This window comes from Pseudomonas sp. SID14000 (assembly GCF_002165135.1).
Classification (GTDB): Bacteria; Pseudomonadota; Gammaproteobacteria; order Pseudomonadales; family Pseudomonadaceae; genus Aquipseudomonas.
Genome location: NZ_NFZQ01000012.1, coordinates 42,958 through 63,972, shown reverse-complemented (window position 1 = coordinate 63,972; position 21,015 = coordinate 42,958). Strand labels below are relative to the sequence as shown.

The window sequence follows — 21,015 nt, the reverse complement described above, 5'->3', positions numbered from 1 at the left end:
GGCTGCCCATGTTCAGCAAGAAAGCCCGCAACATTGCGCTGCTCGCGGTGATCGCCGCCCTGCTGGTGGCGATCGGCTACTGGAATGTCAGCCCGGAAAGCTTCCTCGACAAGCCGGTGGCCCAGGTCGACGAGAGCGCCATCGACTACTACGCGATCAACGCCCACAGCGTGCAGTTTCTGCCCGACGGCAAGCTGCAGTACGAAATGACCGCCGACAAGGTCGAGCACCTCAAGGCCAGCGAAATCACCCTGCTGACCACGCCGGACCTGCACCTGTACCGGGGCACCGAATACCCATGGCACGTGCAGAGCACCCGCGCCGAAGTCAACCCGGACGGCAGCGAGGTCGAACTGATCGACAAGGTCCGGGTAGCCCGCACCGACGAAAAACAGCGTGAAACCATCATTACCAGCTCACGCATGACCGTGTTCCCGCAGAAGCAATATGCGCAGACCGAGCAAGCCGTTAGAATCGACGGCGCCGGTGGCACAACTACGGGCAAAGGAATGAAAGCGTATTTGAAAGAAGGCAAGATGGACTTGCTCTCTAACGTAAGAGGACAGTATGAGGCTCGTTAAAACCCTCCCCCTTTTGCTCAGCCTGAGCGCAGCACTGGGAAGCGCGAGCGCCCTCGCCCTGCCGAATGACCGTGACCAGCCTATCCGCATCCAGGCCGACAACGCCCACCTGGACGACAAGCAGGGCGTGGCCACCTACACCGGCGACGTGATCATCACCCAGGGTTCGATGATGATCAAAGGCAACACCGTGACCATCACCCGCTCCGCCTCCGGCGACATCGACGTGGTGACCTCGGTGGGCAACCTGGCCTACTTCGAGCAGCAGCAGAGCGCAGCCAAGCCGGACAAGATGAAAGGCTGGGCGGTGACCATCCAGTACCAGTCGCAGAAGGACATGGTGATCCTCACCGACCGCGCCAAGGTCGAGAACGAAGGCAACACCACCGAAGGCGAGAAGATCGTCTACAACACCCAGACCCAGGTGGCGACCGCCGGTCGTGGTGGCAACGTGACCTCGCCGCGTCAGCGTATCGACATGGTGATCCAGCCCAAGAAGAAGGCCGAGTAAATGGCAACCCTCAAAGCCCAGCACCTGGCCAAGAGCTACAAGGGGCGGCAAGTCGTACGTGACGTCAGCCTGTCGATCGACAGCGGCCAGATCGTCGGCCTGCTCGGCCCCAACGGCGCCGGCAAGACCACTTGCTTCTACATGATCGTCGGCCTGGTCCAGGCCGAGCAGGGGCGCGTGCTGATCGACAACCTCGATGTCAGCCACCAACCCATGCACGGGCGCGCCCGCGCCGGTATCGGCTACCTGCCACAGGAAGCCTCGATCTTCCGCAAACTGTCGGTGGCCGACAACATCATGGCCATCCTCGAGACCCGCAAGGACCTCGACCGCGAAGGCCGGCGCAAAGAACTGGAAGGCCTGCTGCAGGAGTTCCACATCAGCCACATCCGCGACAACCTCGGCATGAGCCTGTCCGGTGGTGAGCGCCGTCGCGTGGAAATTGCCCGAGCGCTGGCGACCGCGCCCAAGTTCATCCTGCTGGACGAACCGTTCGCCGGTGTCGACCCGATTTCGGTCGGCGACATCAAGCAGATCATCCATCACCTCAAGGCCAAGGGCATCGGCGTGCTGATCACCGACCACAACGTGCGTGAGACCCTGGATATCTGCGAAACCGCCTATATCGTCAATGATGGCCGGCTGATCGCCGAGGGCGACGCCGAAACCATCCTGGCCAACGACCTGGTCAAAGAGGTTTACCTGGGCCACGAGTTCCGGCTCTGAGCCCGGCATGCGCCTGGAGTACTAGCAAATTGCCCCGAAACCAGGGGTAAAGTTGTTACGGTGCTCTAGGCAAACGCTACAATTTAAGGCATAAAACTTGCTTGATCTGGCGCCCCGGCGCCCTCGTGTAGTGGATGGCGCATGCGCGCCGGCGAACAAGGTATTAAGCCCCAGCCATGAAACCATCGCTCGTCCTAAAAATGGGCCAGCAACTGACGATGACACCGCAGTTGCAACAGGCCATCCGCCTGCTCCAGCTCTCCACCCTGGACCTCCAACAGGAAATCCAGGAAGCGCTGGAGTCGAACCCGATGCTCGAACGTCAGGAAGACGGCGACGACTTCGACAACAGCGACCCGATGGCGGACAACGCCGAGAACAAGCCGGCCGCCGAAGTCCAGGACAACAGCTTCCAGGAAAGCGCCACCAGTGCCGACACGCTGGAAGACGGTGAGTGGAGCGAGCGCATCCCCAACGAGCTGCCGGTCGACACCGCCTGGGAGGACATCTACCAGACCAGCGCCAGCAGCCTGCCGAGCAACGACGACGACGAGTGGGACTTCACCACCCGCACATCAGCCGGCGAAAGCCTGCAGAGCCACCTGCTGTGGCAACTGAACCTGGCGCCGATGTCCGACACCGACCGCCTGATCGCCGTCACCCTGATCGACAGCATCAACGGCCAGGGCTACCTGGAAGACACCCTCGAGGAAATCTGCGCCGGCTTCGACCCGGAGCTGGATATCGAGCTGGACGAAGTCGAAGCGGTGCTGCACCGCATCCAGCAGTTCGAGCCAGCCGGCGTTGCCGCCCGCACCTTGGGCGAATGCCTGTTGCTGCAACTGCGCCAGCTGCCCGCCAGCACCCCATGGATGACTGAAGCCAAGCGTCTGGTCACCGATTTCATCGACCTGCTCGGCAGCCGTGACTACAGCCAGCTGATGCGTCGCATGAAAATCAAGGAAGACGAGCTGCGCCAGGTCATCGAGCTGGTACAAAGCCTCAACCCGCGCCCCGGCTCACAGATCGAGTCCAGCGAACCTGAGTACGTGGTGCCCGACGTCATCGTGCGCAAGGACAGCGACCGCTGGCTGGTGGAACTGAACCAGGAGGCCATCCCGCGCCTGCGCGTCAACCCTCAGTACGCCGGGTTTGTGCGCCGGGCCGACACCAGCGCCGATAACACCTTCATGCGCAACCAGTTGCAGGAAGCGCGCTGGTTCATCAAGAGCCTGCAAAGCCGCAACGAAACCCTGATGAAGGTGGCCACGCAGATCGTCGAGCACCAGCGCGGCTTCCTCGACCACGGCGACGAAGCGATGAAACCGCTGGTGTTGCATGACATCGCCGAAGCGGTGGGCATGCACGAGTCGACCATTTCGCGGGTTACCACGCAGAAATACATGCACACACCGCGTGGCATCTACGAACTGAAATACTTTTTCTCAAGCCACGTCAGCACCTCCGAAGGCGGAGAATGCTCGTCCACGGCGATCCGCGCGATCATCAAGAAACTGGTGGCTGCGGAAAATCAGAAAAAGCCATTGAGTGACAGCAAGATCGCTGGTTTACTGGAGGCACAAGGCATCCAGGTAGCCCGTCGCACCGTCGCCAAGTACCGCGAGTCCCTCGGCATCGCACCGTCGAGCGAGCGCAAGCGACTGATGTAGCCCCTGAGATGTACCACAGCGTTTGTGGGGCAGGTGCAAGACCTGCCTCTTTATGCACGGGCAACAAAGGAGAAGCTGTATGCAAGTCAATATCAGTGGACAGCATGTAGAAGTCACCCAGCCACTGCGCGATTATGTGCTTGAAAAGCTCGCTCGCGTGGAAAGTCACTTCGACAAGATCACCAACGTGCAGGTCATCATGAAAGTCGAGAAGCTGCAGCAGAAGGTCGAGGCGACCTTGCAGATTCCCGGCGGCGAAGTGGTTGCCAACGCCGAACACGAAGACATGTATGCAGCGATCGATGCCTTGGCCGACAAGCTCGACCGCCAACTGAAAAAACACAAGGAAAAACAGCAAAGCCTGCTGCAAGGTGCAGCTGCCCGCTGATCCCCCTCATCCATGATCCGACTTGAAACCATCCTGACCCCCGGCCGTTCCCTTGTGAACGTGCCGGGCGGCAGCAAGAAGCGCGCCCTGGAAAAGGTCGCCACCGTCATCGCCGAACAAGTGCCAGAACTGGAGATGCAGGATGTCTTCGAAAAACTGGTCGCCCGGGAAAAACTCGGTTCGACCGGTTTCGGCAATGGCATCGCCATCCCGCACTGCCGGCTTGAAGGATGTTCCGCTCCGGTCAGCGCCCTACTGCACCTGGAAGCCCCTATCGACTACGACGCCATCGATGGCGCGCCGGTGGACCTGCTGTTCGTCCTGCTGGTGCCAGAAGCCGCCACCGATGCCCATCTGGAACTGCTGCGCCAGATTGCCAGCATGCTCGATCGCAAGGAGGTCCGTGATCGCCTGCGTGCGGCCACCAGCAGCGAGGCCCTGTTCCAGGTTGTCCTGGACGTACAGAACGAGCACTGAACATGCGCCTGATCATCGTCAGCGGCCGGTCCGGCTCCGGCAAGAGCACCGCCCTCGATGTCCTGGAAGACAACGGTTTCTACTGCATTGACAACCTGCCCGCCGGGCTGCTGCCGCAGCTGGCGGAAAATGCGCTGATCAACACCGACTTGCAGCAACCCAAGGTCGCCGTGTCGATCGACGCGCGCAACCTGCCCAGCCACCTGACACGCTTCCCCGAGCTGCTCGAAGAAGCCCGTGCCCGGCATATCCAGTGCGACGTGCTGTATCTGGATGCTGACGAAGACATGCTGCTCAAGCGCTTCTCGGAAACCCGCCGGCGTCACCCGTTGACCAACGCCAACCGCTCGCTCGCGGAAGCGATTCGTGTGGAAAGCGAATTGCTGGGGCCGATTGCGGACCTGGCCGACCTGAAGATCGACACCACCAGCCTGAACCTTTACCAGCTGCGTGATTCGATCAAACTGCGCCTGCTCAACCAGCCCGAGCCTGGCACCGCGTTCCTGGTCGAGTCGTTCGGCTTCAAGCGCGGAATGCCGGTCGATGCCGACCTGGTGTTCGATGTGCGCTGCCTGCCCAATCCCTACTGGAAGCCCGAACTGCGTGAGCACTCCGGCCTCGACCAACCAGTGATCGACTACCTGGCCGCACAGCCGGATGTCGAAGAGATGTTCAACGACATTTCCAGCTACCTGCTCAAGTGGCTGCCTCGCTTCGCCGCCAGCAACCGTGCCTACGTCACCATTGCCATTGGCTGCACCGGCGGCCACCACCGCTCGGTGTATATCACCGAACGCCTTGGCCAGTTGCTGCAGCAATCCCTGAAAAACGTCCAGGTCCGCCACCGCGACCTCTAGCCCAAGGATCCACCCCACGATGCCCGCCCGTGAAATAACCATCATCAACAAGCTGGGTCTGCATGCCCGGGCGGCAGCCAAGTTCGTTGGCGTCGCCGGTCGCTTCCCCTGCCAGGTCAGGGTTGGCCGTGCGCCGGACAAGCTGGTGGATGGCAAGAGCATCATGGCGGTGATGATGCTGGCGGCCGGCAAAGGCACCCAGGTACACCTGCATACCGAAGGTGAGCAGGACGACGATGCCATGGCAGCGCTGGTCGAGCTGATCAACAATTATTTCGACGAAGGCGAATAAATTTGGCTGGCCCGCACGGTCCGTGTGGGAACAGCATTTTAGCGCAGAACGCCTGTGGGAGATTGCCCAATCCTTTGGCCTGCGCTGTCGCGTAGAGAACTGAATTCGCAAGCGGTCCGCTCCCACAGAGCCCTGCTGAATCAATGATTTATGTGTTGTTCTATGAGAGGCATGGGTTGGGCGATGACCAACGCGGACACCGCTGACGTTGGGCCGTGACTCCGGTCAGATACCACCGGCGGTGAGTTTTTCCGGGTCCAGCAGCGCTTCCAGCTGGTCGCGCGACAGGTCGGTGTGCTCCAGCGCCACGTCGATGATCGGGCGGCCCTGCTTGTAGGCGGTCTTGGCGATTTCGGCGGCCTTGAGGTAGCCGATGATCGGGTTCAGCGCGGTGACCAGGATCGGGTTACGCGCCAGGGCTTCCTTGAGTTTGCTTTCGTTGACCTTGAAGCTGGCGATGGCCTTGTCGGCCAGCAGACGGCTGACGTTGGCCATCAGTTCGATGCTCTCCAGCAGGTTGCGGGCGATCACCGGCAGCATCACGTTCAGCTCGAAGTTGCCGGACTGGCCGGCGATGGCGATGGTGGCGTCGTTGCCGATCACTTGGGCGGCGACCATGGCGGTGGCCTCCGGAATCACCGGGTTGACCTTGCCTGGCATGATCGAAGAGCCCGGCTGCAGCCCTTGCAGCTCGATTTCACCCAGCCCGGCCAGCGGGCCGGAGTTCATCCAGCGCAGGTCGTTGGCGATCTTCATCAGCGCCACGGCGGTAGTCTTGAGCTGGCCGGACAGGGCCACGGCGGTATCCTGCGAGCCGATCAGGGCGAACAGGTTCTGCCCCGGGGTGAACTCGACCTGGGTCAGGCCGCTGAGCTGGTGGGCGAAGCCGATGGCAAACTGTGGGTGGGCGTTGATGCCGGTGCCCACGGCGGTGCCACCCTGGGCCAGGGCCTGCAGGCTTGGCAGGGTCGCTTCGATGTGTACCTTGGCGCCATTGATCTGCGCCGCCCAGCCGTCGAGCACCTGGCTCATGCGCACTGGCATGGCGTCCATCAGATGGGTACGGCCGGTCTTCACATATTGATGCACCTGTGCCGACTTGGCCTCGATCACCTGCACCAGGTGCGCCAAGGCTGGCAGTAGTTGCTCACGCAGAGCCAGAGCGGCGCTGACGTGGATGGTGGTCGGGATGATATCGTTGCTGCTCTGGCCGCAGTTGACGTGGTCGTTGGCGTTGACGGCCTCACCCAGCACGCGGCTGGCCAGCGTGGCGATCACCTCGTTGGCGTTCATGTTCGAGCTGGTGCCGGAACCGGTCTGGAACACATCCACCGGAAAATGCTGAATGAAATCTTCAGCCAGCAGTTGCTCGACTGCCGTGACGATGGCCTGGCCCTGCGCGGCCGACAACTGCTCCAGTTCGACGTTGGCCTTGGCCGCGGCAGCCTTGGCCAGCAGCAGCGCACGAATGAACTGGGCCGGCATGCGTTGGCCGCTGATCGGGAAGTTGTCGACCGCGCGCTGGGTCTGGGCACCATACAGGGCCTGGGTCGGCACCTGCAGTTCGCCCATGCTGTCACGCTCGATACGGGTATCACTCATCATCAAATCCTTGCATCAGTTCATCGGGAGAAATCGACGGCAGCAGGCAGCAATTGGCCAACTGCTGGGCGTAGGGCTGCCAGCGCTGGTTCTGTGCCTCGCGGTCGAGGTTGCGCAGGTCCAGCAGCGGGCGCCAGGCCTGGTCCAGGCACAGGCAGCGCCAATGCCAGGGCAGCATGCGGTCGCAGGCGGTATCCAGCAGCAGGCGAAAGGAAGTCAGCGCCACCGTCCATGGAGAGGTCTCGGTGCAGCACACCAGGTATCGCCCTTCGGCCAGGTAATGCTCGATCAGGCGCGGCTCGTCGGGTTCGAGCGCGCAGCGGATGCGTCGGCTGAGCCAGCGCCAGTTTTCCAGATAGGGCAGTTCGCGGAGGACGGGTTTCATGAACATCATCGCCGGGTTACTGGATAATGATATTCATTATTAATTGATAAACAGAATCACTTCAAGTGGGAAGTGATGAAACAAAAACCCGGCGTGGGGGCCGGGTCTTCGGTTTCATTGAAAATTCTCTATAGCCTGCACCGGCCTCTTCGCGGGTAAACCCGCTCCCACAGGGACCGCGCCACACCTGAAGACTGCGCAATACTTGTGGGAGCGGGTTCACCCGCGAAGAGGCCGGTACAGGCTAAAGATCAGCTACCAGCAACGGTCATCCGTTCGATAAGCACCGACCCGGTGTGAATGTTGCTGCGGGTCTCAAGATCGCTGCCAATCGCGACAATCTGCTGGAACATATCCTTCATATTCCCGGCAATGGTCACTTCCTGCACCGCATGCTGGATCTCGCCATTCTCGACCCAGAACCCTGCCGCGCCACGGGAATAATCCCCGGTCACCATGTTCAGTCCATGCCCCATCAGCTCAGTCACCAGCAGCCCTCGGCCCATGCGCCGGATCAGCGCAGTCTGGTCTTCGACACCGTGGCTGACGAACAGGTTGTGCACGCCGCCGGCGTTGGCCGTGCTTGGCAAACCCAGCTTGCGCCCGGAATACGTACCCAGCAGGTACGACACCAGCTCGCCCTTGTCGACGAACGGCTTGGCATAGGTAGCCAGGCCGTCGCCATCGAATGCGGCACTGCCCAGTGCCCGCGGAATGTGCGGGCGCTCGTCGAGGGTCAGCCAGGTGGGGAACAGGCGCTGGCCAATGGTCCCCTCCAGGAACGAGGATTTGCGGTACAGGTTGCCACCGGAAATAGCCGACAAGAAGCTGCCGAACAGGCCACCGGCCAGCTCGGCCGAGAACAGCACCGGCACCTCGCAAGTCGGCACCGGCCGCGCCCCCAGGCGGCTGGCGGCACGCTGGGCAGCGCGCACGCCGATGCTACGAGGGTCGGCCAGCAGGTTGCCCTGGCGGTTCACGTCGTACCAGTAGTCACGCTGCATCTGCCCGCCGCCTTCGGCGATCATCACGCAGCTCAGGCTGTGCCGGGTCGAGGCATAGCCACCGATGAAGCCATGGCTGTTGCCATACACGCGGCAGCCCTGATGGGTATTGAGGGTGGTGCCGTCGGCGTTGAGGATGCGCGAGTCAGCGTCGAATGCCGCCGCCTCGCAGGCCAGGGCCATCTCGATGGCCTTCTCGGGCTCGAGGTTCCAGTCGTGGTACAGGTCCAGGTCCGGGATCTCGCGGGCCATCAGCGCTGCGTCGGCCAGGCCGGAACATTCGTCCTCGGAGGTATGCTTGGCAATCGCCAAGGCGGCGGCGACGGTTTCGCGGATCGCTTCAGGGCCACTGGCCGAGGTGCTGGCCGAGCCTTTGCGCTGACCCACATAGAGGGTGATGCCAAAGCCCTGGTCGCGGTTGAACTCGACCGTTTCGACCTCACGCTGGCGTACCGTGGTGGACAGGCCCTGCTCCAGCGACACCGCCACTTCACAGGCACTGGCCCCCTGGCGGCGCGCTTCGGCGATGATCGCCTCGACCTGCTCCTGCAATGCTGGCAGGTCCTTGGGACCTACGCTCTGGACTGCACTCATGGTTCTCTCCACTCAAATTCTGCGTTCGGCTAGGGTCATTCTACGACCGGGCCGGACAAGCGGCCCCCGACTGGTTATCATGGCGGCGATTTCTAGCGGACTGCCACCATGGTTGATTCAAACGACGACGCCTTCGACGGCGAAAAAAGCAAAACCCAGATCAAGCGCGAGTTGCATGCGCTGGTCGAACTCGGCGAGCGCCTTACCACGCTCAAGGCCGATACCCTGGCCCGCCTGCCGTTGACCGACGAGCTACGCAAGGCCCTGGCCGAAGCCAGCAAGCACACCGCTCATGGTGCCCGCAAACGCCACATGTCGTTCGTCGGCAAGCTGATGCGCGTGCAGGACCTGGATGCCATCCACGCCTTGCTCGAACAGATGGACAGCTCGACCCGCCAGTACAACGAGCGCTTCCACAACCTGGAGCGCTGGCGCGACCGGCTGATCGACGGTAACGACGAAGACCTCGAGCGCTTCGTCAACGAGTACCCCGACACCGACCGCCAGCAGCTGCGCTCGCTGGTGCGCCATGCCCAGCACGAGAAGGCGCGGAACAAGCCGCCTGCCGCCGCGCGCAAGGTGTTCAAGTACATCCGCGACCTGGACGAGCTGCAGCGCGGCTTGCGCTGATCGCCCTGGGGCCGCTTTGCGGCCCATTCGCAGCACAAGGCTGCTCCTACAGAAATACGCGATCCCTGTAGGAGCAGCCTTGTGCTGCGAATGGACCGCAAAGCGGTCCCCGAAGCCATCACGCCCCTGTACCGCCCACGGTAATCGCATCCAGCTTCAAGGTCGGCTGCCCGACCCCGACCGGCACCGACTGCCCGTCCTTGCCGCAAGTCCCTACCCCACTGTCCAGCGCCAGGTCGTTACCGACCATCGACACCCGGCTCATCGCCTCCGGGCCATTGCCGATCAGGGTCGCCCCCTTCACCGGCGCGGTAATCTTGCCGTCTTCGATCAGGTAGGCCTCACTGGTCGAGAACACGAACTTGCCGCTGGTGATGTCCACCTGGCCACCGCCGAGGTTGGCACAGTAGATGCCCTTCTTCACCGAAGCGATGATTTCCTGCGGGTCGCTTGCGCCGGCACGCATGTAGGTGTTGGTCATGCGCGGCATCGGCAGGTGCGCGTAGGATTCACGGCGGCCGTTGCCAGTCACCGCCATGCCCATCAGGCGCGCGTTCAGCTTGTCCTGCATGTAGCCCTTGAGCACACCGTTCTCGATCAGCGTAGTGCACTCGGTCGGGGTACCTTCATCGTCCACGCTCAGCGAACCACGGCGGCCTTCGAGGGTGCCATCGTCGACGATGGTGCACAGGCTCGACGCCACTTTCTCGCCAATGCGGCCGCTGAACGCCGAACTGCCCTTGCGGTTGAAGTCACCTTCCAGGCCATGGCCGACAGCCTCGTGCAGCAGCACGCCCGACCAACCAGAACCCAGTACCACTGGCAGGGTGCCGGCCGGCGCCGGGATCGCCTCCAGGTTCACCAGGGCCTGGCGCAGCGCTTCGCGGGCATAGCCCATGACCCGTTCCTCGGTGAAGAAGCGGTAGTCGGTACGCCCGCCACCGCCCTGCCCGCCACGCTCGCGGCGGCCGTTCTGCTCGACGATGACGCTGACGTTGAAGCGCACCAGCGGACGCACGTCGGCGGCCAGGCTGCCATCGGCCGCAGCAATCAGGATGCGCTCCCAGACCCCGGCCATGCTCACACTGACCTGCTGGATACGCGGGTCCAGGGCACGGGTGGCGGCGTCAACACGCTTGAGCAGCTCGACCTTCTCGGCACGGCTGAGCACATCCAGCGGGTTGTCTGCCGAATAAAGGGCGGTCACATCCTGGCTGCGGAAAGCCTGCACCTTGCCATTCTGCCCGGCACGCGAGATCGAACGTGCTGCTCGGGCTGCCGAGGTCAGCGCCTCGAGGTTGATCGCGTTGCTGTAGGCGAAGCCGGTCTTTTCACCGGACTGGGCACGCACGCCCACGCCTTGGTCGAGGTTGAAACTGCCCTCTTTGACGATGCCGTCTTCCAGTGCCCAGGTTTCCGAGATCTGGCCCTGAAAATACAGGTCGGCGGCATCGATACCGGGGCCAGCCAACTCACCCAGCACGCTCTGCAGGCTGTCCAGGGTCAAGCCGCCTGGGGCCAGGAGCTGCTCGCTGACGGTGGATAACATCTGGCTCATAGTCACTCCGAGGTGTGCGCAGGCCGCAATGCGCCCTGCGAGAAAAAGCGCCGGTGCGATACCACCGGCATGCGCGCCCGGATGGACGCTTGTTCATCAATATCGCGCTCGGCAAGCAGTACCGCTTCACCTCGCGCCTGTTCCGCGACGATGCGCCCCCAAGGGTCGACGATCGCCGCATGGCCATGGGTTTCCCGTGGCCCTGGGTGAGTGCCGCCCTGAGCCGCAGCCAGCAGGTAGCACTGGGTCTCGATGGCACGGGCACGCACCAGCACTTCCCAGTGCGCCGCCCCCGTTACCGCAGTGAAGGCAGCCGGCGCAGTGATCAGCTCCGCGCCGGCGGCGCGCAGTGCGCTGTACAGTTCAGGGAAGCGCAGGTCGTAACACACGCTCAGCCCCAGCCGCCCCACCGGTGTATCGGCCACCACCACCTGGGCGCCGTGGGCGTAGTCGTCGGACTCACGGTAGCGGCCACGGTTGTCGGCAACGTCCACATCGAACAGGTGCAACTTGTCATAGCGTGCCGCTACCTCGCCATGTTCGTCGACCAGCAACGAGCAGGCATGGGCCTTGGCCTCTGGCTGGCCGACCGGTGGCAATGGCAAGGTACCGGCAACAATCCATAACCTGAGGTCGCGGGCAGTACGTTTCAACCATGGCAGGATCGGCCCTTCGCCCAACGCTTCGGCGCGACCGATGGCAGCGGCATCCTTGCGGCCCATGGCGGCGAAGTTTTCCGGCAACACGGCCAGCCGTGCACCGCCGATCGCAGCCTGCTCCAGCAGGGCACCGGCGCGCTGCAGGTTGGCCAGCACATCGTCCTGGCTGACCATCTGGATTACCGCTGCCTTCATGGGCACTCCTAGCGGGATTTCTCGAAAGGTTTCACAAATGTGATTCTAGGCTCTTTCACCGGCCCTTCGACACGGTAATGCACGCTGGCAAAGCGTGATACGCGGTCGCCGATCAGCCGATCGACCAGGAACAGCGCCCCACCCACGGCCGGAGCGCCGACAATCAGGGCCGCCAGCGGCAGGTTGTTGGTCACCGGCAGGCTTACCTGCAAGTTGGCATCGACCCGGTCGCGCACCATGTCCAGGGTACCGTCGAGTTCGAAGTTGCTCGACGGGCCAGTCACGGTGATTGGCTCGCGGGTCACGTAGACGCCGTCACTGGCCACCAGCAAGCCTTTGACCCGATCGTAGGCCAGGCCCTTGTCGAACAGGTCGGAGAAGTCCAGGCGCAAGCGCCGGCCGATGGAGTTGAAGTTGAGCAGGCCGAACACCCGCAGGGCCTGGGCACTGCCTTCGACCTCGACGAACTGGCCGGTGCGCAGCGCTGCGTCCATGCTGCCAGAGAAGCGCTTGAGGCTCACCGAGGCCGGCGACCCCGGCCAGCGGCCGTCTACATCCAGGCGGAAATCGCGGCTGGTCACAGTCGGGGCAAAGCCCCAGGCCTTGAGCACATCTGCCAGGTTCTTGCCGTCCAGGCGCCCTTTGTACCAGCTGCTGGTGCTGCCTGGTTCGCCTTCCCAGCCACCGCCACCATCGATACGCAGGCCTTTGAAGTCGAGGTCGATATCGCTGGCTGTCACGCCGCGCGCGGTTGGCCGCAGCTTGAGCGACGCACTGCCATACAGGTCATCACCGCGGTAGAGCTTGTCGATGCTCAGGTCCAGCGCCGGTACCTTGCGCGGGTCGAATGACGCCAGCGGGTCGGGGCCCTCCTCGGCCTGTGCCTCGGCCTGCTTTTCAGCAGCGCTGGCGGCGGGCAGGCGCAAGGTCTGCATGCGCACGACCATGGGCGCGCCTTTGGCATCCGGTACCCGCGCGTTGCCGATGACCTCCTTGCTATCAAGGCGCAAATCCCAGGCAGCGCCGCCACGGGCAAGCCGCACCACCGCCTGGTTCAGGTCCATGCCAAAGGCTTTCAGTTGGCCGATGCTCAAGTCGACGCCTTGCAGGTTCTGCCGCGCACTGCCCCCCGGGTCGCCACCTGCCAGCCGCGCCGCCTGTTCTTGCCAGGGCCCCAGGTCCAGTGCCTCCAGGCGCCCGCGTACACGCAGACCTTGGCCGGCGGGTAGCTGGGCGTCACCTGTGCCCAGTAACAACTCGCCACGCCCCTGGGCGAGTTTGTCGGCCGGCGCAATGTAGGCAAGGCGGGCAAGGTCGGTGTACGCAGCATCGAAGCGCCGTTCCGGGCCTTGCAGACTCATGCTGAACCGGCTGTCACGGGTGTCCGCCGCAGCCTTGCCGAACGGTGCCGGCAGGTCGATGGCCAGGCCCTTGAGGTTGGAGGTGACGCTCAAGCGGTTGTCCCGGCTGCCCAGGCTGACCTGCAACTGGTACGGCAGGTCACCGGACGCCGGCAAGGCCTGATTGAACTGCAGCCAGTCGGTCAGCGCCTTGAGCGAGACCTGGCCATTGGCGTTGATGCGGGTCTGCATCTGCCCTGGCTGGCCTTCGGCAGTGATTTGCGCCGTCACCGGCTTGCCGAATGCCTGCAGGCTGATGCCCTTGCCGCTCAGGCCCTTGTCGAAATCGAAACTGAAGTCCCCCTTCAGGCGGCTCAGCTCCAGGCTCGGCGGCGCGACCTTCAGCCGCGCGTCGTTGGTGGCAAAGTCCACCTGCACTTTCGGCCGCTGCCCGCGGGCCAGCGGAATGTCGAGCTTGACCTTGCCCTTGAGCGGCCCCTCGCCTTCCCAGCCGGCAAAGATCTCGCCGGTGCCGATTGGCGCTTCCTTGAGGATCTTCAGGCCATCGCCCAGGCTGCCGTCGAAGTCACCATCAAGGTACAGGTGGCTTTGCTGGCCCTCGTCGACATGCGGGATATCGACGCTTACATCACTGACCTTGGTATCGAGCAGTACGCCACGCTGGGCCTTGATACGCACACCGCTGTCCTCGATGAGCACATCGCCATCCACGTGCTGTACCTGCGGCCAGCCCGGCTGGAAGTCCAGGGCTGCATCACGCACCTTGAAGAACAGGCTGATACTGCGGGCTTCCGGCGCGACACCATGGTTCAGCGAGCCCTGGTACTGGAAGTAGCCTTCGTCCACCGTGCCTTTGACGATCGCACTGCGCAGCCATTCGTCGAGGGCGGGGCTGAGCACCTCGGGCAGGTACTTGGCGGTGTAGCGGCCATCGCCTTCGGTCAGGCCGACGCGCAGGTCCATGTAGTCCTCGCGGCCCTCTTCGAACAACAGGCGAATGAGGAAGTCACCGGCAATCTTGCCCTCCTCGCCGAGCACCTTGAGATAAGGCGCGACCAGGGTGAAACCTTCCTTGTCCAAGACCCAGGTCAGGCGCGCATTGGCCTTCTGGTAGTGCCAGGGTTTGGCGAAGATCGGGTACAGGTGCAGCATGAACGCATCGGTATCAAGGCGCAGTTCGCCATGGCCAAGGTCGCCGCTGATGCTACCGCTGACGTTACCGGCTGCCGGGGCATTGTGATAGGCATCGAAACCGACTTTATCCAGGTTCGCTTCGAACTGCAGGCGCTGGTTACCCTCGGCCTTGGGCCGGGCCTCAAGGCGCACATTACGCAGAGCGCCGGTCACCTTCAGGCCATCGACCACGGCCATGACCTTGTCCGGCAACGGCGCCAGGGCATCGATAAGCGGGGTTAACGGCGTGAGGTCGAGGCGGTCGGCCTGCATTTGCCAGCTTTCCGCGGCAGCGTCCTCACCGGGGCGCTGCTGCAATTGCAGGTGCGACTCCCAACGGGCCTTGCCAATGTCCATGGCCAGCGAATCGACCACCACATCGAAGCCTTGCTCCCGGCGCTGGAACCAGGCACCCAAGGCCAGGTTGTTCAGTGTGGCCGACTTGCGCCCGGCATAGGCGCCCTGCAACTCAGGGGCATTGAGGCGTACCACGGCCTGCTCCAACTGCCCCGTGCGCCAGTCGACCCAGAACTCGCCACCCGCTCTCAAGACGTCGGCATGCCACTGGCCCAGCAGGCGAGGCGGCAACCAGCGCGCCCAGTCACTCTGCGGAAGGCTCAGGTAGGCTTCGACCTGACCATCGCGCCAGGTGTTGGCCGACGCACGACTACGCAGGTTCAGCGCCAGAGGTTGGCCATCGGGCAGGGTCGCGCGCAGGTCCAGGGCCTGGCGCGAAGCCCCGGCCTGCAGGCCGGCGCTCACATAAGTCAGGGTCAACGGGTCACGCTGCCACGGGTGCAGGGTGACCTGGCTGTCGAACACATCGATGCACCCCAGCTGACGCAAGCGCTGCAGCAGCTCGGCGGGATCGAGTGGTGCATCGCTCTTCTTCGGCAAGCCTTCGAGGCTCCAGGCGCCCTGCTCGCTCTCGCGCAGGATCAGTTGCAGGCCGCCCAACTGAATGCGCGCCAGGCGTACTTCACGGGCGGTGAGGCTGGCCCAGAGATCGGGTACCACCTTGACGTCGTCCAGGCGCAGGGCCGTGGCACCCTCGCCCAGTTGCAGGTCGCGCACCCGCAGCACCGGTGCCAGACCGCTCCAGCGGCCTTCCAGGCCACCGACGTGCACGGGCAGGCCCAAAGCCTGCTCGGCCTTGTTTTCTACATCGGCGCGGTACTCGGCCACCAACGGCACCAGTTCACGGCCGAGGCTGACATACAGCGCCACCAGTACCGCCAGCAAGGCGCAAACACCCAGCCCCCAGCGGGTCAAGGCGACAAGAACGCGGGTCAGACGTCCCATGGCCATGGCCCTCCAGGTCGTTTATCCATGATGGCCCGTCGTGCCGGTTTTGCCAGCCCGGTCCACCCGTGGCGCGCTTCAGAAGGCCTCAGAGCAGCACCACATCGTATTGTTCCTGTGAATACATCGACTCGACCTGGAAACGAATGGTTCGGCCGATGAAAGCCTCCAGTTCAGCAACGTTACCGGACTCTTCATCCAGCAACCGGTCAACCACCTTCTGGTTGGCCAGCACGCGGTAGCCTTCGGCCTGATAGGCACGAGCCTCGCGCAGGATCTCACGGAAGATTTCGTAACAGATGGTCTCGGGGGTTTTCAGCTTGCCACGGCCCTGACAGGCCAGGCAGGGTTCGCACAGCACCTGCTCCAGGCTTTCCCGCGTGCGCTTGCGGGTCATCTGCACCAGGCCCAGCTCGGTGATGCCGATGATGTTGGTCTTGGCGTGATCGCGCTCCAGTTGCTTTTCCAGGGTGCGCAGCACCTGGCGCTGGTGCTCTTCGTCTTCCATGTCGATGAAGTCGATGATGATGATGCCGCCGATGTTGCGCAGGCGCAGTTGCCGGGCGATGGCGGTAGCGGCCTCGAGGTTGGTCTTGAAGATCGTCTCTTCAAGGTTGCGATGGCCGACGAAGGCGCCGGTGTTCACATCGATGGTGGTCATCGCTTCAGCCGGATCGACCACCAGGTAGCCACCGGACTTGAGCGGTACCTTGCGCTCCAGCGCGCGCTGAATCTCGTCCTCGACACCGTACAGGTCGAAGATCGGCCTTTCGCCCGGATAGTGTTCGAGGCGGTCGGCGATTTCCGGCATCAGCTCGCTAACGAACTGCGTGGTCTTCTGGAAGGTTTCCCGCGAGTCGATGCGGATCTTCTCGATCTTCGGGTTGACCAGGTCGCGCAGGGTACGCAGGGCCAGGCCCAGGTCCTCGTAGATGACCGTGGGCGCGCCGCAGGTGTTGATCTGGGTGCCGATCTGCTCCCACAGGCGGCGCAGGTAGCGAATGTCCTGCAGGATCTCTTCTGCGCGTGCGCCTTCGGCCGCGGTGCGCAGGATGAAACCACCAGCGTCCTTGATGTTCTCGCTTTCCATGCAGTCGCTGACCACCTGCTTGAGGCGCTCGCGCTCGGCTTCGTCTTCGATCTTCAGGGAAATGCCGACATGGCTGCTGCGCGGCATGTACACCAGGTAACGCGACGGGATCGAAAGCTGGGTGGTCAGGCGCGCCCCCTTGGTGCCGATCGGGTCCTTGGTCACCTGCACCACCAAGGCCTGGCCTTCGTGCACCAGGGCTGTGATGTTCTCTACCGCCGAGCCTTCACGCTGGGATATTTCCGAGGCGTGGATGAACGCCGCGCGCTCCAGGCCGATGTCGACGAAGGCCGCCTGCATGCCCGGCAGCACACGCACCACCTTGCCTTTATAGATATTGCCGACGATGCCCCGGCGCTGGGTGCGCTCGACGTGCACTTCCTGCAGCACCCCGTTTTCCACCACAGCCACGCGCGACTCCATCGGGGTGATGTTGATCAGGATCTCTTCACTCATGGCAGGCTCTCGTCAAAGGTCTTGGGTAATGATGGATGGCGTATGCAGTGCTGGCTACCGCTGGTTTGTTACCTCTGGCGTATGCGTAGGCGATTGCCAGCAGGCGATGCCGAACTGGCCAAGCAATTCGGCCGTTTCACTGAGCGGCAAGCCGACCACTGCCGAGTAGCTGCCGGAAAGGCTGGTGACGAACACCGCGCCCAGGCCCTGGATGGCATAGCCGCCGGCCTTGTCCGCAGGCTCGCCACTGGCCCAGTAGCGTTGCGCTTCATCGCCGCTGATCGCACGGAAGCGCACCTTGCTGGTGACGCACAGGCTGTGCACACGCTGGCCGTCGCTGAGGGCTACCGCGGTCAGCACCTGGTGCTCGCGGCCCGACAGGTCGGCCAGCATGGCCAGGGCATCTTCGCGGTTTTGCGGTTTGCCGAGAATACGACCATCGAGGACCACGGCGGTGTCTGCGCCCAGCACCACAGCCCGATTTTCCAAGACCGCGGTGTGGCTATTCGCGGGCACTGGATGTTCCAGGCTAGCCAGGCCAGCGGCAGCCTTGGCCCGGGCCAGGCGCTCGACATAGGCAGGGGCGCCTTCATTGGGCAACGGGGTTTCATCGATGGGGGCACTGACGACGCTGAACGGCACACCGATCTGGGTCAACAGTTCACGACGACGGGGCGAGCCGGAGGCCAGGTACAGTGGGTTCATGCAGACATCTCCCTGTCAGTCGCGGCAGCGCCGTCAGTTGATATGCAAGCGTCGGCGCAGGTCGCGCAGAGCGAAGCTGATCCACGGCCAGAGCAAGGCACTGATCACCGCCGACCAGACCAGCGCCAAGGTGGGCAGGCGGTTACCGGTCAGCGCGCTGAGCCAAAGCTGGATCAACTGGGCGATGCCGAAGATCACCAGGATCACCAGGCTCTGCTGCCACATGGGGAACATGCGCAGGCGCTGCTGCAAGGACAGCACCAGGAAAGTGATGAGGGTGAGGATCAGCGCATTCTGCCCCAGCAGGGTACCGTACAGTACGTCCTCGGCCAGGCCCAGCACGAACGCGGTGGTCATGCCGACCTTGTTCGGCACGGCGAGGGTCCAGAACGACACCAGCAAGGCCAGCCACATGGGACGGAACACGTCCATGAACTGCGGCATGGGCGAGACACTGAGCAGCAGGCCGATGGCGAAAGTCAGCCAGATGACCCAGCCGTTGTTGCGGCGTGATACAGCCATCATTGCCTCCGGGTATGAGCAGGTGCGGCAGGCGTTGCAGGTGCGACAACCGGGGCTGCAGGCTGCGCTGCCGGCGCTACCGGTGCCGCAGGTGTGGCCGGCGCGGCAGGCGCCGGTGCAACGTGCTCGCCCGTCGTGGCCGGCTGGCCTGGGGCCGAGGCGCCCTTGCGGTCAGCCTCTTCCTGGGCGATGCCGGCATCGGTGGCGCGCTGCTCCGGGGTACGTCGGTCACTGAACACCAGCAGCATGTAGCGGCTGCGGTTGAGCGCGGCGGTGGGGATGGCGCGAACGATGGCGAACGGCTGGCCGGAATCGTGAATCACTTCGTTGACCGTGGCCACCGGGTAGCCGGCCGGGAAACGTTGCCCCATGCCGGAGCTGACCAGCAGGTCGCCTTCCTTGATGTCAGCGGTATCGGCCACATGGCGCAGCTCCAGGCGCTCCGGGTTGCCGGTGCCGCTGGCGATGGCGCGCAGGCCGTTGCGGTTGACCTGCACCGGGATGCTATGGGTGGTATCGGTCAGCAACAGTACCCGCGAGGTGTAGGGCATCAGCTCGACCACCTGGCCCATCAGGCCACGGGCATCGAGCACCGGCTGGCCCAGGAACACGCCATCACGCTCGCCCTTGTTGATCAGGATGCGGTGGGTGAACGGGTTGGGGTCGACACCGATCAGCTCGGCCACTTCGACCTTTTCATTGACCAGCGCCGAGGAGTTGAGCAACTCGCGCAGGCGCACGTTCTGCTCGGTCAGGGCTGCCAGCTTCTGCAGGCGCCCCTGCAACAGCAGGGCTTCGGTCTTGAGCTTTTCGTTTTCGGCGATCAGTTCGGTGCGGCTGCCGAACTGGCCGGCCACACCTTGCCACGCACGCTGCGGCAGGTCGGTGATCCAGTACGACTCCATGAGTACCAGGCCCATCTGGCTGCGCACCGGCTTGAGCACGTCGAAGCGCGCGTCGACAACCATCAACGCGACCGACATCACCACCAGGACGAGCAGGCGAACGCCCAGCGAAGGGCCCTTGGAGAAAAGCGGTTTAATGGGCCGTTCCTCGTGGACGACTCAGGAGGTCATTGGACATGGGACAACGCACCAGCCTGGTTGCGGGTTGACGGATACGGCGCCCCGAACGGGCGCCAGCCCAGCACATACAGGTAGCACTGTGCGTACTACCTGTAAACCGGGCGCTCGTGAACAGCGAGCGGGATCACTCGCTGGAGAGCAGGTCCATCGCGTGCTTGTCCATCATCTCCAGGGCGCGACCGCCGCCACGGGCGACACAGGTCAGCGGGTCTTCGGCGACGATCACCGGCAGGCCGGTTTCCTGGGCCAGCAACTTGTCCAGGTCACGCAGCAGCGCGCCACCACCGGTCAGCACCAGGCCACGCTCGGCGATGTCCGAGGCCAGCTCGGGCGGCGATTGCTCCAGGGCACTCTTGACCGCCTGGACGATGGTCGCCAGGGATTCCTGCAGCGCTTCGAGCACTTCGTTGGAGTTCAGGGTGAAGGCACGTGGTACGCCCTCGGCCAGGTTGCGGCCGCGCACGTCGACTTCGCGTACTTCGCCGCCCGGGTAGGCAGTACCGATTTCCTGCTTGATGCGCTCGGCGGTGGACTCGCCGATCAGGCTGCCGTAGTTGCGGCGCACGTAGGTGACAATGGCTTCGTCGAAGCGGTCGCCGCCAACGCGGACGGATTCGGCATAAACCACGCCGTTCAGGGAGATCAGCGCGATTTCAGTGGTACCACCACCGATATCGACGACCATCGAACCGCGGGCTTCCTCGACCGGCAGGCCGGCACCGATGGCAGCGGCCATCGGCTCCTCGATCAGGAATACTTCACGTGCACCGGCCCCCAGGGCCGACTCGCGAATGGCGCGACGCTCTACCTGGGTCGACTTGCACGGCACGCAGATCAGCACGCGCGGGCTCGGCTGCAGGAAGCTGTTCTCGTGCACCTTGTTGATAAAATATTGCAACATTTTTTCGCAGACGCTGAAGTCGGCGATGACGCCGTCCTTCATCGGACGAATGGCAGCAATGTTGCCAGGCGTACGGCCCAGCATGCGCTTGGCTTCGGTACCGACGGCGACGACGCTTTTCTGGTTGCCATGGGTACGGATGGCAACAACCGAGGGCTCATTCAGGACGATACCGCGCTCACGCACGTAAATAAGGGTGTTGGCAGTACCCAGGTCGATGGACAGATCGCTGGAAAACATGCCACGCAGTTTCTTGAACATGGGAAAGTGACCCTGGGGAAAGCGTGGGTA

At 63.5% G+C, this 21,015-nt stretch carries 20 protein-coding genes; 9 read left to right on the top strand and 11 right to left on the bottom strand.

What is annotated here, in order from left to right; translation table 11 throughout:
- Window positions 1-8 precede the first annotated feature (8 nt).
- The 8 genes from lptC (at window position 9) to CAY82_RS18685 (ending at window position 5,502) form a co-directional block, all read left to right on the top strand.
- On the top strand, window positions 9-581 hold the full coding sequence (lptC, locus tag CAY82_RS18720; protein WP_087502547.1) for an LPS export ABC transporter periplasmic protein LptC: 573 nt from the start codon (window positions 9-11) through the stop codon (window positions 579-581).
- Window positions 568-1,092 carry a lipopolysaccharide transport periplasmic protein LptA gene (lptA, locus tag CAY82_RS18715; RefSeq protein ID WP_015269063.1) on the top strand — a complete coding sequence of 175 codons (525 nt, stop codon included), beginning with the start codon at window positions 568-570 and terminating at the stop codon, window positions 1,090-1,092. The genes lptC and lptA overlap by 14 nt, the downstream gene beginning before the upstream one ends.
- Window positions 1,093-1,818 (top strand): LPS export ABC transporter ATP-binding protein, encoded by a 726-nt coding sequence (lptB, locus tag CAY82_RS18710; protein WP_087502546.1) that lies wholly within the window; start codon window positions 1,093-1,095, stop codon window positions 1,816-1,818.
- A 176-nt stretch (window positions 1,819-1,994) separates the two neighbouring features.
- Entirely contained in the window at window positions 1,995-3,488 is a 1,494-nt protein-coding gene (locus CAY82_RS18705; protein WP_087502545.1) for an RNA polymerase factor sigma-54, read from the top strand.
- Between the two features lie 79 nt (window positions 3,489-3,567).
- On the top strand, window positions 3,568-3,876 hold the full coding sequence (raiA, locus tag CAY82_RS18700) for a ribosome-associated translation inhibitor RaiA (RefSeq protein ID WP_003255135.1): 309 nt from the start codon (window positions 3,568-3,570) through the stop codon (window positions 3,874-3,876).
- A 12-nt stretch (window positions 3,877-3,888) separates the two neighbouring features.
- On the top strand, window positions 3,889-4,353 hold the full coding sequence (gene ptsN / locus CAY82_RS18695; RefSeq protein WP_015269060.1) for a PTS IIA-like nitrogen regulatory protein PtsN: 465 nt from the start codon (window positions 3,889-3,891) through the stop codon (window positions 4,351-4,353).
- Between the two features lie 2 nt (window positions 4,354-4,355).
- A complete protein-coding gene (gene rapZ / locus CAY82_RS18690; protein ID WP_087502544.1) occupies window positions 4,356-5,210 on the top strand; it encodes an RNase adapter RapZ in 855 nt (284 codons plus the stop codon).
- A gap of 19 nt (window positions 5,211-5,229) precedes the next feature.
- The gene (locus CAY82_RS18685) at window positions 5,230-5,502 is read left to right on the top strand and encodes an HPr family phosphocarrier protein (protein ID WP_013971075.1); all 273 of its coding nucleotides are present in this window, start codon (window positions 5,230-5,232) and stop codon (window positions 5,500-5,502) included.
- 225 nt (window positions 5,503-5,727) lie between these two features.
- On the opposite strand, the gene CAY82_RS18680 is transcribed toward CAY82_RS18685, so the two are convergent.
- From CAY82_RS18680 to pmbA, 3 genes are all read right to left on the bottom strand, one after another.
- Complete coding sequence (locus tag CAY82_RS18680) at window positions 5,728-7,104, bottom strand: lyase family protein (protein ID WP_087502543.1); 1,377 nt, start codon at window positions 7,102-7,104, stop codon at window positions 5,728-5,730.
- Window positions 7,097-7,498, bottom strand: coding sequence for a FagA protein (locus CAY82_RS18675; RefSeq protein WP_087502542.1), 402 nt, complete (start codon window positions 7,496-7,498; stop codon window positions 7,097-7,099). Before CAY82_RS18675 ends, CAY82_RS18680 begins: the two co-directional genes overlap by 8 nt.
- A 242-nt stretch (window positions 7,499-7,740) precedes the next feature.
- The gene (gene pmbA / locus CAY82_RS18670) at window positions 7,741-9,087 is read right to left on the bottom strand and encodes a metalloprotease PmbA (RefSeq protein WP_087502541.1); all 1,347 of its coding nucleotides are present in this window, start codon (window positions 9,085-9,087) and stop codon (window positions 7,741-7,743) included.
- 108 nt (window positions 9,088-9,195) lie between these two features.
- Here pmbA and yjgA point away from each other — a divergent pair, with 108 nt between their 5' ends.
- Window positions 9,196-9,717, top strand: coding sequence for a ribosome biogenesis factor YjgA (gene yjgA, locus CAY82_RS18665; protein WP_063911356.1), 522 nt, complete (start codon window positions 9,196-9,198; stop codon window positions 9,715-9,717).
- A gap of 118 nt (window positions 9,718-9,835) precedes the next feature.
- Here the strand turns inward: yjgA and tldD are convergent, their stop codons facing one another.
- From tldD to mreB, 8 genes are all read right to left on the bottom strand, one after another.
- Window positions 9,836-11,275, bottom strand: a complete 1,440-nt coding sequence (tldD, locus tag CAY82_RS18660) for a metalloprotease TldD (protein WP_087502540.1) — start codon at window positions 11,273-11,275, stop codon at window positions 9,836-9,838.
- A gap of 2 nt (window positions 11,276-11,277) precedes the next feature.
- Window positions 11,278-12,129, bottom strand: a complete 852-nt coding sequence (locus CAY82_RS18655) for a carbon-nitrogen hydrolase family protein (RefSeq protein ID WP_087502539.1) — start codon at window positions 12,127-12,129, stop codon at window positions 11,278-11,280.
- A gap of 8 nt (window positions 12,130-12,137) precedes the next feature.
- Window positions 12,138-15,971, bottom strand: coding sequence for a YhdP family protein (locus CAY82_RS18650; RefSeq protein WP_087502538.1), 3,834 nt, complete (start codon window positions 15,969-15,971; stop codon window positions 12,138-12,140).
- An 82-nt stretch (window positions 15,972-16,053) separates the two neighbouring features.
- Window positions 16,054-17,511: a ribonuclease G gene (gene rng, locus CAY82_RS18645; RefSeq protein WP_087502537.1), complete on the bottom strand. Its 1,458-nt coding sequence runs from the start codon at window positions 17,509-17,511 to the stop codon at window positions 16,054-16,056.
- Window positions 17,512-17,565: 54 nt separating this feature from the next.
- Complete coding sequence (locus CAY82_RS18640) at window positions 17,566-18,216, bottom strand: nucleoside triphosphate pyrophosphatase (RefSeq protein ID WP_087502536.1); 651 nt, start codon at window positions 18,214-18,216, stop codon at window positions 17,566-17,568.
- A 33-nt stretch (window positions 18,217-18,249) separates the two neighbouring features.
- Window positions 18,250-18,738: a rod shape-determining protein MreD gene (gene mreD / locus CAY82_RS18635; protein WP_087502535.1), complete on the bottom strand. Its 489-nt coding sequence runs from the start codon at window positions 18,736-18,738 to the stop codon at window positions 18,250-18,252.
- A complete protein-coding gene (gene mreC / locus CAY82_RS18630; RefSeq protein WP_087502534.1) occupies window positions 18,738-19,781 on the bottom strand; it encodes a rod shape-determining protein MreC in 1,044 nt (347 codons plus the stop codon). The genes mreD and mreC overlap by 1 nt, the downstream gene beginning before the upstream one ends.
- A gap of 166 nt (window positions 19,782-19,947) precedes the next feature.
- Window positions 19,948-20,985 (bottom strand): rod shape-determining protein MreB, encoded by a 1,038-nt coding sequence (gene mreB, locus CAY82_RS18625; RefSeq protein WP_003255163.1) that lies wholly within the window; start codon window positions 20,983-20,985, stop codon window positions 19,948-19,950.
- Between the last annotated feature and the right edge of the window lie 30 nt (window positions 20,986-21,015).